This window comes from Acinetobacter sp. YH01009, assembly GCF_013420765.1.
Taxonomy (GTDB): Bacteria; Pseudomonadota; Gammaproteobacteria; order Pseudomonadales; family Moraxellaceae; genus Acinetobacter; species Acinetobacter amyesii.
Genome location: NZ_VOYE01000004.1, coordinates 43,017 through 57,599, shown reverse-complemented (window position 1 = coordinate 57,599; position 14,583 = coordinate 43,017). Strand labels below are relative to the sequence as shown.

Below are 14,583 nucleotides of genomic sequence, written 5' to 3'. Positions count from 1 at the left end.
ATATTCATCATAAATTTTATTTAACTATTTTTTATTCACATGAATATACTTCATCAAGTTTTACTGAATCATCTTTAGCTAATGTGTTTTTTTCACATTACAAATCAGGTAATTTTTTTCCACAATGCGGGCAATATGCATACTGCTCACGCTCCTGCTTTAATGATTCCTCTTTTTGCTCACGTAACAATTGCCAAATAATATCCTGTGTTTGCTCACGGGTTAAACCCACTGTTTTTCGGATTTCTTCGATTTTTTCAGGCTCAAGTACAAAATCAATTTCACGATTTTGAATCAACTCACGAAAACTGAGTTCTAATTGTTGTTTGCGTTGCTCCAATTCATGTGCCAAACCATTGGCTAAAATACCTGCTGGCAATGCTGCCAAGCCAACCCCTAATATCGTAATCATTGCACCTAATATCCGCCCAACAGGGGTTATCGGTGTTACATCGCCATAACCGACCGTCGTTAAAGTAACAACAGCCCACCACATGGACGCAGGAATAGAACTAAAGACCTCTGGCTGTGCTTTACTCTCAACTAAATACACCCCAGCTGCGGCCATAATAATCATAATAAATAAAATAAAAACAACAGCTTGAAATGAACCTTTTTCACGTTCAATGACACGTAACAAAATTTGCAACGACACAAAATATCGAGTTAATTTTAATAAACGCAGTAATCGTAAAATACGTAAAAAACGCAAATCAAAATGGACAAAGAAATTTAGATATGCAGGTAAAATTGCCAATAAATCAATAATTGCGCCACCACTTTTTACCCAATTCAAACGATTACGCCAAGCGGAGTAAAATGGGTCTTTATCTGCAATCGACCAAAGCCTCAATACGTATTCAACACTAAATACAATGATTGAAAAATTTTCAAAAAAATTAAAGTAAACTTGATAAGACAAATAAATATCATTGACCGATTCGAGTAAAACCGCAGCAGCATTACCTAAAATCAGCAATATCAAAGCATAGTTGAGAAAATGACTAAATTTAGTTTCATAATCATCATTATGTAAATTGTTATAGACAAATTTACGCAGTGAATACCATGCACTAAAAGTCATAATTCAAATCGTTAGCAAATTAACTTGCTACAGTGTAAACCATCGCTTAGGAAAAATACGAATCCTTTAGACAGTCTACTGTTAAATCTATTGAACGATATTAACCACACTTTATTCATCAGTATTTTTCGTATGCACCATATATCCATTATTCCACAAATAATAAAGCCAAACGAACTTGGTCATATCCCATGCGTGGACTGGTTAACTCCACAATTGGACGCAACTTAACCGTGCCGTCATCATTATAATGTGCTGGGTCTTGTCGTTTCGCCAAACGTTTATAGATTTTACGCACCTGCTCAACCACATCTTCTCCCGGATGTGCCACCGAGATATCCAAACCTTGCTCTTTTTGCAGACGAGCCAAATGATTAATAATCGTAGCTGGTGTTAAACCACGCTCCACAGCAATATCTTGAATTTCATAACCTTCCTCAAACAACTCACGAGTTTGATCTAAAGTCGCTGTGGCAAAGCTTTGTTTCACACCAGTTTTGGCAATTTTCTTTTCATTGCGCTCGATTTCCACTTCATTCAGTGTTCCGCCACAGTGGCGAATAAAGGCTTTATGTTGTACGGTTAAATCAGCCTCTGCAAAATTGGTTTCCGCTTCGTCAGAGAGTTCCTGAAAGCGTCGATCGGCTTTAATCGCCAAACTGTCGAGTTCTAAGGCTTGTTCATTAAAGCCAAGTAAACGCAGACCATCTAATGTTTTTAAACGAGACAATGCCACATACCCCTGACCCTTTTCAAAAGTATGCGTCAAGTTAATTTCAGCCGCTGCAAGAGTCATCCCTTGAGATTTATGAATGGTGATCGCCCAGGCCAAACGCAGTGGAATTTGTTGGAAACTGGCAATGGTTTTACCATCATCATTATCGACAGACCATGTTTCAGGTTCGACCACCAAGGTCGTGCCGTCCGTAAGTTTTACTTTAGGCAAGATGCCATATTCATCATCTTCTTCAAAACCTATCACTTCACCGAGGCTGCCATTGATATAGCCCACGTCAAAGTTGTTTTTTACAAACATCACTTTGGCATTTTTCTTTAAGGTCAAAGTTTCCGGCGCACGCACTGAAGATTTTAAGGTTTCGATCAGTTTATCATTACCATCACATTGGGCATCAAACTGGCGAGATTCTTGCTCAATTTCATTTAGATGTTTATAGTTAATACTATCTACATCCATATTATGGGTATACAAGCGCGTAAAGGTTTCACCTATATTTTGTGAACTTGTCTGCCTTAAAGCATGCAAATGATCGCCCGTAATTTGCTGAGCACGAATCGCATTTAGAATATCATTGAGATAGTCATTACCCTGACGATGTTGTTCGGTCAAATAACACACGCGAAACTTCGCTTCTACCCATGCCTCAGACATAAAGCAAAACTTGTCACGGTTTAATTCACCTTTGCGTCCCACAGGGGGTAACTGGAAGAAGTCACCTGCAACAATGACTTGAATCCCCCCAAAAGCATCTTCACTGTCTTTAAAAAATTTTAAAACTTTATTCACCAAGTTTAATTGCTTGGCATGCAACATCGAAATTTCATCGATGATTAAAACTTGGGCATTTTCCAAATGCTCTTTTAAATATTTACGTTCTTTTAAGCGCTTTAACTCATCTTCGGAAATCGCATCTTTAATCCCAATCCCTGCCCATGTATGAATTGTCATGCCATTCATATGGGTTGCAGCAATCCCTGTAGAAGCCGTAATTGCCACCGGCACTTTGCGCGCTTTTAGATAATTGATGTACTGATTTAAAGTATAAGTTTTCCCTGCACCAGCCGAACCTGTTAAAAACACATTTTCGCCTGCTTTGAGCAGCTTGAGTGCAGTTTCTTGTTTCATAAGACCTATACCGTAAAAGAACGGCTATAGCCTAACGATTTTTGACTCAAAAGTTAAGCGCACAACACAGTTTCCTAAATCCGTATTTCGCCAATCTTACTTTAAGCTATTGAACCTATTTAAAAATTCTTTGGCGATATTTACTTTTTCTATTTCTGCTTGGGTATTATTTGAATACTCAAGTTGATCAAAAACCAAAATGTGGTTTTGCACATGACAGCCCAAAGTCATCGATACATGCAAAATGGGATGGTACATATGAAAAGCTACATATACTCTTGCAATGATACTGGCGCTATAACTTGATGCCAAACAATGTTTAAAGTGAATAGATTCATCAATAATTCGATCGATGGTTTTTAATTCTTCAAAGACCCAATCTTGAAAATATATTTTGTCTTCTGTTGTAAATGGCTGCCAGACTGTTGTCGCAAATTTACGCTTTAATTGAGTTAACATTTCTTGCTTTTGTTGCTTAGCATGCCAATGCACCGCCTGATGAAAGACCCCATTCCAGGTAATATTTTTAGGGACTGTATGACCTGTAGAATAAGTCGCACTAACATAGTCACGCACATATGCATCAAATACAGATACTCTTAAATTAGCATGCTTTAAATAAAATAAATTTCGAAAATCCTGCAGTTGAATTTTATGCTGTCGTAACATACTTAAAAACTGGCGATTTTCTTGGGTTTCTGGACGGATATAATCCATCAAAGCCTGCGGTAATTGCTGCGTACAACGTACTAAATGTTGCAGATAGGCCTGCATAATACGGCTCAAAGGTAGATAGACTTTTTTTATGGCCTGATCCTCTGCGCCTAACACCTGTCGCATTAAGATCAACCACTCATCTAAATACAAAATCGATGGGCTGATCACTATACGATGGTCATCATGCTGCTGATATTTTCGCTGTAAAACAAACTGTAGATTTTTTTCATGATTAAACCAATCATGTTCATGCGCAATCGTATGACAATTTTGAATAAATAAGCGCGCTGCAACAAATTGAAAATGTTGTAAGGTTGTAAGAATCAATGCGGGATGAATATGCTGCGTATCGACAAAACTTAATGCCGTCACAGCCACTCGTACATTACTGTGTTGAAAATTACGACTCAGCCAATCCAACACTTCGACTGACTGCTTGAACATCCATCGCACTGCACGGTTGTTATCGAGTAAAGGGAGTTTTCCACATTTTTTTTGCCAAATTGCTGTAGCTTGCACAAAATTACTGTGGCTTAATATGTCCTGCTCTGCCCAAACATCCCGATGCATCAAACGAATAAAACCCAACAAATTGGGACGCTCATATGCATGGTCGAGCAACAAAATAATATCTTCTATATGTTCATTTAATTCTTGTAAATTGAACCGATCTTCATAACTCAAACTCATGATCCGGTAAATCGTTGGATCTAAAAATTGTGCTGTAGCAAAACAAATCTCGTCCAAACTATCCATCAAGAGCTGTATCGGCAATATTTCAGCTTCTGTAAGTGAATGAAGCGCAAACATCTGCTCAATCTTTTGCATCAACCAATGTGGTAGACAGATTTGGCATTCGATATACGTTTGTAATAGCGGTGTCTGATAAATCTGCTGCTCTTGCATCAGCTGATCAAAAATTTGCGCTTCAACTGCTGTCATCTGTGCTAAAAACTGCTGAACACGCGCTGGCCCATTTAGATGTTGAAAAATCGACTGTAAGATCAATTGTCTAAATTGCTGTGCTTTTTCTCTGAGCAAGAGTGAATGTTGCGGCTTTAGGTCGCCAGTAAAAAAATACAATTCATGAAATAAGAAATCTTCTACTACTTCAATACATGGCACTGTCGTATGCAATTCAGCAATTTTGATGGGTCTAAATGGACTTCTAGGAAACTGATAGCCAATCGATTCACGACTTTGTAGCTGTAAGGTCCACAGTCCATTACACAGTTGAATGCGGTGCTGCTCTTGTTCAATTTTAAAGATATTTTGTGAATTGAGTGCTGTAGCAAGATCCATTTGCTCTTGATATAACTGCTTTAAACTTGGAGATATTCGAATAAGTTGCCGAGCAATATGCTCAAGCTGCGGGGTCAAGCTTTTCTTTTCCATCTTCCGCCCTAACGATCGTTGATTATTTTTCAACCTTCACTATAGTCAAAGTTTAATGCTCCGACTACTGCCATTAATCAGCCGAATAGCTGTACAAAAGGTCAATACAAAGGCGTTCAATAAAAAAATCTAAAAGCTATTGTTGTGACAAAATTCACCATAATTTTGAGCTGTGACGAATAAAAATGAATGAAGTTGAAGAGTAGTCACTATTATTGATCTGTAGAATATTGTTCTGAACGGATTTTCTTAAGCTGTTCTATCGCATTGTAAATATCTTGTTGTAGTGCCTCTCGATAGAGCTTTAAATCCTCCACACTCTGAATATGACTCAAACTTTGACGGGGTAAAAATTGAAAATAGAATGGAATGCGCTTGGGGATAATACGCTTGGGTAAAGACGGAATCACATCACCATGACGTAATAATTTATCGATTTTTTGTATTTTTAATAGTTGTTTAAACCAACGATGTTCAACAATCACACTGGCATCAAAACCCAGTTCAAAGACTTCATCTCCACCTAAAGCGGCAAAAGGCACGATATCATAATTAAATTCTTGCGCCAGTTTTAAAAAGCCATAACGTTGCTTCCAAATCAGTTGATAGGCTTCGCCTTTTCGCTTCAAAACCTCTCGACCACCACCGGGAAAAACTAAAATGGAATAACCTTGTTGCATCACTGTTCTGACATAGTCCTGAATGCCTTGGACTGCACCGAACTTTTTGACCATGCCACGCCAACCGGGCAAATAAAAATGACTATGATCAGCAATACTGACCAGAGCCACTTTATGTTCATTGTAGAGATAATCAATAATCACAGGTGAATCGAGTACACCGTAAATTGTGTGATTCCCTACATACATTGCAGGTTTAGATGCATCGATGTATTCAGCGCCTAAAAATGTTGGCGTGAAATACATGCGGGATAAAGCGCTTAAACGCTTTATCCATTTTGCATCATGTTCAACCTGCAAATGTGCTGACCTTAGGCAGCATCATGTTTTTGAACAAGTACAGAACCTACTGAGTAGCCTGCACCAAATGAGCAAAGTACACCGTATTCGCCATGGTTTACTTCATTCGCAGTACGGTGCAATGCAATAATGACACCTGCTGATGAAGTATTGGCAAATTCATCAAGAATGATTGGCACAAGGTCTGGCTGAGCATGTTCTTTGCCCACAACCAGTTTCAGAATCAATTCATTCATGCTGGCATTTGCTTGGTGTAACCAGAAGCGTTTTACATCTGTTGCCGCAATTTTGTTGTCATCCAATTGCTTGGTGATCATTTTCGCCACTAATGGACACACTTCTTTAAATACTTTACGACCGTCTTGACGGAAACGGTTGTTGTCGATGTCAGCATCGACTTCACTCATATTTAAGTAACCGAAGTTGTTACGAATGTTATTTGAGAACTGAGTAAACAGGTCAATATCCAACACTTCAAAACCAGCTTTGGTTTCAGTTTCTTCAATGATCGAAGCCGTTGCAACGTCACCAAAGATGAAGTGACAGTCACGCATACGGAAATCTGTATGACCAGATGTGATCTCAACGTTCACCAATAACACGCGACGAGCGCCTGATTTGATCGCGTCATAGGCTTGTTTGATACCAAAAGTTGCAGCTGAACATGCAACGTTCATGTCATATGCATAGCCCTGAATACCCAATGCAGTTTGGATCTCAATCGCTACAGCAGGATAAGCACGTTGAATATTTGAACAAGACAAAATTACTACATCGATGTCTTCTGCAGTCACGCCTGCATTTTCCATCGCTTGTTTAGCCGCAGCGACACCCCATTCCGCTTGTAGCGAAATTTCATCATTTGGACGTTCATGTAGCACTGGGCGTAAACGTTTTGGATCTAAAATACCGCTTTTTTCAGCAACATAACGTGCTTTCACGCCAGACGCTTTTTCGATAAATTCTGCACTTGAACCACGGCGCGCTTCTAGCTCACCGGCTTCAATTTTTTCAGCATTGTCGCTGTTATACTGTTCCACATAAGCATTTAAAGCTTCAACTAACTCTTCGTTAGTAATTACGTCTTCTGGATGATAAAGACCTGTACCCGTAATGCGGATGCCCATGTAAAACTCCTTTTAGAAATTACCTATATCTTAACTGATTCCGAGCTTATCCCATACTTTTTGCAAGCGGGATGGAGAAATTGGCATCTTGGTCTTCATTGGTTGAGAGAAAATAGAGATGCGTAACTCCTCAACCATGAAATACAATTCTTTAAGGCGAGTGTCATTTTTAAACTTAAATAATTTTTCCATCCATGGGTCAACTTGATCAATGGCAGAATTGTCCCTTTGTAGGTTATTTGGCAAGCGGTCTAAACGCAAGACTAATGCCTTCAAATATCTTGGAAATTCGAGCCACACATCGGAAGTTTTGCCATAAACAAAATCTGAAAGTTGCATCAAATCGAGCTGATCTTCAATGTCATCAATATTCTTTCCAAACACAGAATCATCTAAAACCAACAATTTCCGACGTATATCCTGCCATTGAATATAGGTTTCAGTTAAAACGGCTAACGCTTGTTGACCATGGGTTAAGAAAGATTTTTTTACATTTAAAATCAGGTTTTGGTACTCCTGCACATTGACAGGTAGCTCATTAATTGCCAGCTGAAGTGTGGCATAAACTAACATTTGCTCCAGTTTTGCTTTGTCACCTAGCGGTGAATAAGCCAATGCCAAGGGTTTAGAAATCTGTTTTTTCAACTGACGAACTAAGTCCCCCAGCTGCATATGAACCAAACGAATGATCCCTTCGCGGTGTTGTTTTACTGCTTCAAATTGGTCATTGAAGGTCTGAATCACCACGCCAGATTCATCTTTGGCATCCAACTCCGCAAAGCCTTTGACTGGAACAAGCGCTTGATATTGTTTCACCACCACACCCGTGACTTTTTGTGATGCTTCGAACACAAAATTATCAGGGAAGGTTTTAAACTCACCTTTTAATTGTTTGACTGGGCTATGAGTTTCAGTACGACAGCGTGCTTTGAGTTCATCTAGGTCACGACCTTGCTCAATCACACGGCCTTTTTCATCAATGACTTTGATTAATGGCAGCAGATATTGCTCAACACGTTCCCAAGAAAAGTCTTTGTCTGTGATTTGCTCACCACGCAGTTGGAACGCCAAGAAACTAAAAATATGCTCGCGCAAACGCACGGCATCGACACGATCCATCAATTTACGCGCTGTATCTGGTATTGGCACCAAATGACGACGCTTATCTTTTGGCAATGCTTTAAGTAAAGCTTCAATCAGGTCTTGTCGCCAACCAGGTATACCCCATGACCAAATATTTTCATCCACTTGCGGCAAAGCTTGAACTGGAATTTTGACCGTTGCGCCATCTTCGTCATGACTTGGGTCAAAACGATAACTTGCAGCCAAACGCAGTTCACCATTGCGCAGATAATCTGGAAATTGCTGGGTCGTTGGACGGTCATTCATCCAAAGTGCATCATCATCGATAAATAAATGACGCGGATTTTGTGGTTCTACCGTTGCACGCCAGTCTTCAAAACTACGACGGCTTGCCACCTCTTCAGGTACTTTAGCAGCATAAAACTGGTAGATGGTTTCTTCATCCACTACTAAATCACGACGACGCAGTTTATCTTCAACGCGCTCAACTTCTTCGAGTTTTAATAAATTGTGTTTTAAGAACGGTGGCGTAATACCCAAATGTCCCGTCGTCAACGCATCGCGTAGGAAAATTTCATGCGCCGCCGGATGATCTACTTTTTCATAATTAATCTGACGACGTGGCTCAATAATCAAACCAAACAAAGAAATTTGATCATAGGCATTGACTACACCAGATTTTTTTGACCAATGGGGTTCAAAATAATGATGCTTCAACAAATCGCCTGCGGCTAATAAAATCCATTCAGGTTCAATTTTCGCCAACGTTCGAATATAAACCTGAGAGGTTTCAACCATCTCAAAAGCCATGACCCATGGTGTATTAGTTTTATGCAAGGTTGATGCAGGGAAAATGCGTGCCTTTTGCTGACGCACCGCCATGAACACGTTACGTTCATCGGTTTTGTTGGCAATAAATGAAAGTAAACCCGTTAATAGCGCACGGTGCAGATTTTCATAATTGGCCTTCTTTTCATTAAAGGACAGTTTTAAGCCTTGAGCCAAATCCACCAATTGCTCATGGGTTTTTTTCCACTCACGGAGTCGTAACCAACTCAGGAAATGGTTGCGTGCAAAGGTTCGACGCTTATTTTCACTCATGTCACGATTTGCGACTAGAGCTTCCCATAATTTAATATAGAACAAGAAATCCGAGTCAGCTTCACGAAACAAAGCATGTTTCTGATCGGCCTGCATTTGTTTATCCGCAGGACGTTCACGTGGATCTTGTACCGCTAAAGCAGCGACAATAATCAAGACTTCATTTAATACGCCAAAATGCGCTCCACCCAAAATCATCCGTGCAAGACGTGGGTCGATCGGCATTTTCGCCATTTGCTGACCAATTTTGGTTAAAGCACCATTTTTATTATTCGCATGTTTTGTGCCTTGTTTTGCTTGGCTATCTGAAGCAACTTGCGGTGCATACGCCGATTTTTCTTTTAAAGCACCTAATTCAATTAACAGCTTACGACCATCATTCACCAAACGATGATCTGGCGGCTCAATAAAATCAAAGTCTTCTAATTCACCAAAGCCCAAACTTTGCATTTGCAAAATAACCGAGGCCAAGTTGGTTCGTTTAATCTCAGGCTCAGTAAATTCAGGACGACTCATAAAGTCTTCTTCTGAATACAGTCGAATACAGACACCCGGAGCGATACGACCACAACGACCTTTACGTTGATTTGCTGCTGCCTGCGATACAGCCTCAATCGGTAGACGCTGTACACGTGAGCGATAGTTATAACGGGATATCCGTGCAAAGCCACTATCAATTACATAGCGAATATTCGGTACAGTTAAAGCCGTTTCTGCCACGTTGGTGGCAATAATAATCCGTCGCCCACCACCCGATGGATTAAAGATCTTTTGCTGTTCTGCCAAAGCCAATCGAGCATATAAAGGTAAAACTTCGGTATGACGTGGCCCAAACTTTTGCAGTGTTTCCTGTAACTCACGAATTTCTTGTTCAGTGCTGGCAAAAATCAAAATGTCGGCATGTTCAGGATGACCTTTTTCCTGCGCATCTTGAAAACATTCTTCTACGGCCGAAACCACGGCACGGGGTAAATTTTCTTCAAAATCGTCAAATTCATCATCATCACTGCCGACAATGCTCAGCTCTGAAATCGGACGATAACGCAATTCTACAGGGAAGCTTCGACCTTCCACCTCAAAAATAGGTGCCCCATTAAAGTAATTCGAGAATCGATTTACGTCTAAAGTTGCTGAAGTAATAATGACTTTGAGATCTTTACGAAGTGGCAAGAGCTGTTTGAGATAGCCCATGATGAAGTCGATATTTAGCGAACGTTCATGCGCTTCATCGATAATAATCGTGTCGTATTTATTTAAGAATCGGTCATTGGCCAGTTCAGCCAATAAAATACCGTCGGTCATCAAACGAACGATTGAATCTTGTGAACCTTGTTCATTGAAACGAACTTTAAAGGAGATCGACTCCCCCAGCTTTTCGCCCACTTCTTCGGCAATACGCTGCGAAACGCTACGCGCAGCCAGACGACGTGGTTGAGTGTGGCCAATTAAGCCTGTTAAACCTCGCCCAGCAAGCATGGCGATTTGTGGTAATTGCGTGGTTTTACCGGAACCGGTTTCACCAGCCACAATAATAACCTGATGCTGCTGAATCGCTTCAATCAGCTTGTCTGCATACTGGGTAACAGGTAAGTCTTGATTTAATTTAATATTTGGGATGCGGGCAATCCGTTCGCGGACTTTCGCATTCGACTTTTCAAACAGTTCTTTATGCTGCTTTTCGTTGGCGTCTTTTCCCTTACGCAATCGATTTAAACGGTGAACATCACGAGCCATCACCATCTGATCTACATTTAAATCTTTCGCCACCAAGAATACGCCTTACAACTACATTAAACCCGATATTCTACTCGGTTTCATCGCATTTCCCAATGCAACAATTGAAAACCCGAAGTGAATTTATCTGGCGCGACTGGCGTGGTGCGGTTTAGATCTCAAATCTGAAAATAGGATGAATTCGCCATATCCCCCTTCATCCGCCTAATTGAACAAAAGAAATGCTTCGCTGATGAGCGAATCGGCATGCCTAAAGATGGATTAAATCAACAATAGAAAAATTTAAATCACTTTTTTTAAATTTTACCCTTGAATTTTAAGGGGTGTGACTTCATGTCTGTGTAGGACGTTTAGGGTAGTTCCTGTCATTTAATCCTCACACAACTGCGGTTAAATGAGATGAAATACTGGTCTATTGGGAAATGAGTAAATCACTATTAATTCGGATTTTCCGATATTAGTTATGTAAAAATACTATTTCAGCAATAAGAAAAATTTCTGTACCCTATTGGAAATCAAAAACAAACCTCAATCATGGAGACAATGATGAGCTTAATTAATACTGAAGTTAAACCGTTTAAAGCGACTGCATTCCAAAATGGTCAATTCATCGAAGTAACTGAAGCTGATCTTAAAGGTAAATGGTCTGTTGTATTCTTCTACCCAGCTGACTTCACTTTCGTTTGCCCAACAGAACTTGGTGACCTTGCTGACAACTATGCAGAATTCCAAAAACTAGGTGTTGAAATCTACTCAGTTTCTACTGACACTCATTTCACTCACAAAGCTTGGCACGATTCTTCAGAAGAAATCAAAAAAATCCAATACGTAATGGTTGGTGATGCGAACTGGACTCTTGCTAAAAACTTTGACGTATTAATCGAAGCTGACGGTCTTGCTGATCGTGGTACTTTCGTTATCGATCCAGAAGGTAAAATCCAAATCGTTGAAATCAACGCTGGTGGTATCGGTCGTGATGCTCAAGAACTTCTTCGTAAAGTTAAAGCAGCTCAATACGTACACGCTCACCCAGGCGAAGTTTGCCCAGCTAAATGGAAAGAAGGCGACGCAACTCTTGCTCCTTCAATCGACCTAGTTGGTAAAATCTAATCTGTATTAGATTGAACTGATTCAAAAACCACGCTTTTAGCGTGGTTTTTTTATGCCTATTATTGGCGAGTATGTACCTCTATACACCCTACGCAGTTCACACTTTATTCATACAGCTATAACGCCCTAGCACTTTCCATCTATCTATAGATATTCATCAACTTAGCACTTACACAAATATAATAAAAATGCGCCTCATACCTAATGGTTTAGACTTACATCTTTGTCAGTATTTCAGTATTTTTAACTTGAATTTTAGGTCAATTGCTTATTTCAGGAAGATGTAAGCCCATGAAAAAATATTTCGTCTCGATCAGTTTAATTTTATGTTCGTTTACGACTTTTGCTGCCGTGAACTGCGAAGGTGAAATTAGAAACCAAAGTATTCGTGAAGATATTAAAGTCAAAAAAAATTGTCAGCTTGAAGGTTTAATTGTTCATGGCAATGTTATTTTAGAAAATGGCGCTAGTGTTGAACTGCATGACAATCATATAAAAGGCAATATTGAGTCTAATAAAAATTTTACCAAGATCATTGCCAATCATAACAATATCAGTGGCAATGTCGATTTTACGACAGGGAAAAACATCCAACTCCTCAATAACCAAATTTCAGGCGACCTGAAATTAAAGAAAAATAACGGCAATATTGTGCTAAATAATAATGAAATCGCAGGTAATTTGATTTGTCTTGAAAATGCTTTTTCAATTAATGGCAGCAACAACCAAGTCAAAGGCAATAAATCAGAACAATGCCGTAGTTTTTAACTCCCCCGACACCAACAAGTGAGAATGACGCTTATGGCATTTCTTTGAACTGGCATTATTTTTATCAAATTAGTTGATAAAGAAATGAAAAAAATGTGAGATAAAACATTATTTTTTAACAATTCTGCAATACTTCACGCCCTAAATTTGTCTTAATTTCAAATGAGATAAACCTTTAACTGCAGTATGACTATAACAACGCAATAAGGGGGTGGCTTATGACAACAACTGTTGTAACTTCTTGGAAATACAGTTCTTCTTCACGTTACTTAAAAATATTTTATGCGAATGGTTCTGGGGATCTCTTTTATCCAGTTTCACCTTTTATTTATGATAATTTACTTCGATGTAGTGATAAAACGGCATTTGTCCACAAATATTTAGAATATGATCTACATTTTTCACGAGTAAGCTTACAGGGTTAAACCGCTACAAGCTCAGCGCTATAGCAACAGTATTTTTACTAATTAAAAAAAATTCGATCAAATCAGGGCTGAATGCCCTGATTTTTAGTTGCGCCAAGTCACCATAAAGAGCCCTGCGCCCACATTTAAGGTCGTACTGATAAAACGATCATCCGCTTCAACACGTTGGATAAATTCAGCGACCTCATTGGCATGTGATAGCACATTATCCACGATCAACACGCCATTTTGAACTTGTATCAATTCAGCTAAATATGACCAATACGCCACATACGCATCACGTTCTGCATCTAATAAAATGAAGTCATAACGACGATTTGAATGCTGTAAAAAATGCAGTGCATCGCCATGATGAAATTCGATGTATTCGGATAAAGCTAAATTTTCCGCATGCTGTTTAGCTTTCTCAATGCGCGCTGCATCAATTTCAATGGTTTCGACCCGCCCTTGTGTAGACTGCGCAGCATCTGCTAACCACAGCGTGGAATAGCCTGTAGATGTTCCAATTTCCAAGATCTGTTTGGCTTGTTTTAAGCGAATTTGCATAGCTAAAAACAGTGCAGACTCAGGCTCAATATTTCGGTAACGCGCAAGTCGGTGATTTTGCGCAGCATCGTGAGCACTAAAGTCTGCATAGAGTTGTTGCATATAGTTTTTAAAATTTGCATCCATGCTCATGATTCTGTCCTTTTGTTATTTCTTTCATATTTAAAGATTAAAGTACTAAATGTCTGCTCAGTGGGTTTCTTGGATCAGTTTAAAACGTGGAATTACTTCACCATCAATTTCAACGGTTTCCATAAACATCTCTAAGGGTCTGACCCACATTGAATAGTCGTCATACAAGCACTGATAGACCACAACTTTTTCACGCGTTTCACTATGTGTTGCAACATGAAAGATTTGATACAACTGACCTTTATAATGCTGATAAATTCCCTGTTTAACCTGCATGCCATTTCCCTAAAAAGTTCTCAATACAATAGCGTTGACTCTAGCATTGTCTTGCTTAAAGCGCGATGAATTCATTTATTTTTCCACTATTTAACTTGTATTTCTCGATAGTGGCCCAATATTGACTGCATTCACATCGGTATATTCTTATGATTTAGAAAGAAATTTAATCATTTGATTTTTAAAACCGATTAATTTTATAAAAACAAACCGTTTCACCTATTTAATGGTTTGTTCTATC

General features: G+C 39.3%; 11 protein-coding genes. 3 read left to right on the top strand and 8 right to left on the bottom strand.

All coding sequences use genetic code 11. From position 1 onward, the window contains the following. Nucleotides 1–97 precede the first annotated feature (97 nt). The 6 genes from FTT76_RS05980 to hrpA all read right to left on the bottom strand — a co-directional run bounded on the left by FTT76_RS05980 (nucleotide 98) and on the right by hrpA (nucleotide 11,118). Complete coding sequence (locus tag FTT76_RS05980; protein WP_180190161.1) at nucleotides 98–1,084, bottom strand: ion transporter; 987 nt, start codon at nucleotides 1,082–1,084, stop codon at nucleotides 98–100. Between the two features lie 148 nt (nucleotides 1,085–1,232). Further along, nucleotides 1,233–2,948: an AAA family ATPase gene (locus tag FTT76_RS05975; RefSeq protein ID WP_180007354.1), complete on the bottom strand. Its 1,716-nt coding sequence runs from the start codon at nucleotides 2,946–2,948 to the stop codon at nucleotides 1,233–1,235. Nucleotides 2,949–3,044: 96 nt separating this feature from the next. After that, entirely contained in the window at nucleotides 3,045–5,060 is a 2,016-nt protein-coding gene (locus tag FTT76_RS05970; protein ID WP_180007355.1) for a hypothetical protein, read from the bottom strand. Nucleotides 5,061–5,272: 212 nt separating this feature from the next. Next, the gene (locus FTT76_RS05965; protein ID WP_180007356.1) at nucleotides 5,273–6,040 is read right to left on the bottom strand and encodes a 1-acyl-sn-glycerol-3-phosphate acyltransferase; all 768 of its coding nucleotides are present in this window, start codon (nucleotides 6,038–6,040) and stop codon (nucleotides 5,273–5,275) included. 11 nt (nucleotides 6,041–6,051) lie between these two features. Next, a complete protein-coding gene (locus tag FTT76_RS05960; RefSeq protein ID WP_078189024.1) occupies nucleotides 6,052–7,167 on the bottom strand; it encodes a beta-ketoacyl-ACP synthase III in 1,116 nt (371 codons plus the stop codon). Nucleotides 7,168–7,197: 30 nt separating this feature from the next. Next, nucleotides 7,198–11,118, bottom strand: coding sequence for an ATP-dependent RNA helicase HrpA (hrpA, locus tag FTT76_RS05955; protein WP_180007357.1), 3,921 nt, complete (start codon nucleotides 11,116–11,118; stop codon nucleotides 7,198–7,200). A gap of 513 nt (nucleotides 11,119–11,631) precedes the next feature. Between hrpA and ahpC the strand changes: the two genes are divergently transcribed. The 3 genes from ahpC to FTT76_RS05940 all read left to right on the top strand — a co-directional run bounded on the left by ahpC (nucleotide 11,632) and on the right by FTT76_RS05940 (nucleotide 13,388). After that, complete coding sequence (gene ahpC, locus FTT76_RS05950; protein WP_005097370.1) at nucleotides 11,632–12,195, top strand: alkyl hydroperoxide reductase subunit C; 564 nt, start codon at nucleotides 11,632–11,634, stop codon at nucleotides 12,193–12,195. A gap of 291 nt (nucleotides 12,196–12,486) precedes the next feature. Beyond that, a complete protein-coding gene (locus FTT76_RS05945; protein ID WP_180007358.1) occupies nucleotides 12,487–12,963 on the top strand; it encodes a hypothetical protein in 477 nt (158 codons plus the stop codon). A gap of 218 nt (nucleotides 12,964–13,181) precedes the next feature. Continuing rightward, a complete protein-coding gene (locus FTT76_RS05940) occupies nucleotides 13,182–13,388 on the top strand; it encodes a KTSC domain-containing protein (RefSeq protein ID WP_078189026.1) in 207 nt (68 codons plus the stop codon). Between the two features lie 84 nt (nucleotides 13,389–13,472). Here the strand turns inward: FTT76_RS05940 and FTT76_RS05935 are convergent, their stop codons facing one another. Together FTT76_RS05935 and FTT76_RS05930 are read right to left on the bottom strand one after the other, a co-directional pair. Further along, on the bottom strand, nucleotides 13,473–14,066 hold the full coding sequence (locus FTT76_RS05935; protein WP_180007359.1) for an O-methyltransferase: 594 nt from the start codon (nucleotides 14,064–14,066) through the stop codon (nucleotides 13,473–13,475). Nucleotides 14,067–14,123: 57 nt separating this feature from the next. Next, complete coding sequence (locus tag FTT76_RS05930; RefSeq protein ID WP_180007360.1) at nucleotides 14,124–14,342, bottom strand: DUF1653 domain-containing protein; 219 nt, start codon at nucleotides 14,340–14,342, stop codon at nucleotides 14,124–14,126. Nucleotides 14,343–14,583 lie beyond the last annotated feature (241 nt).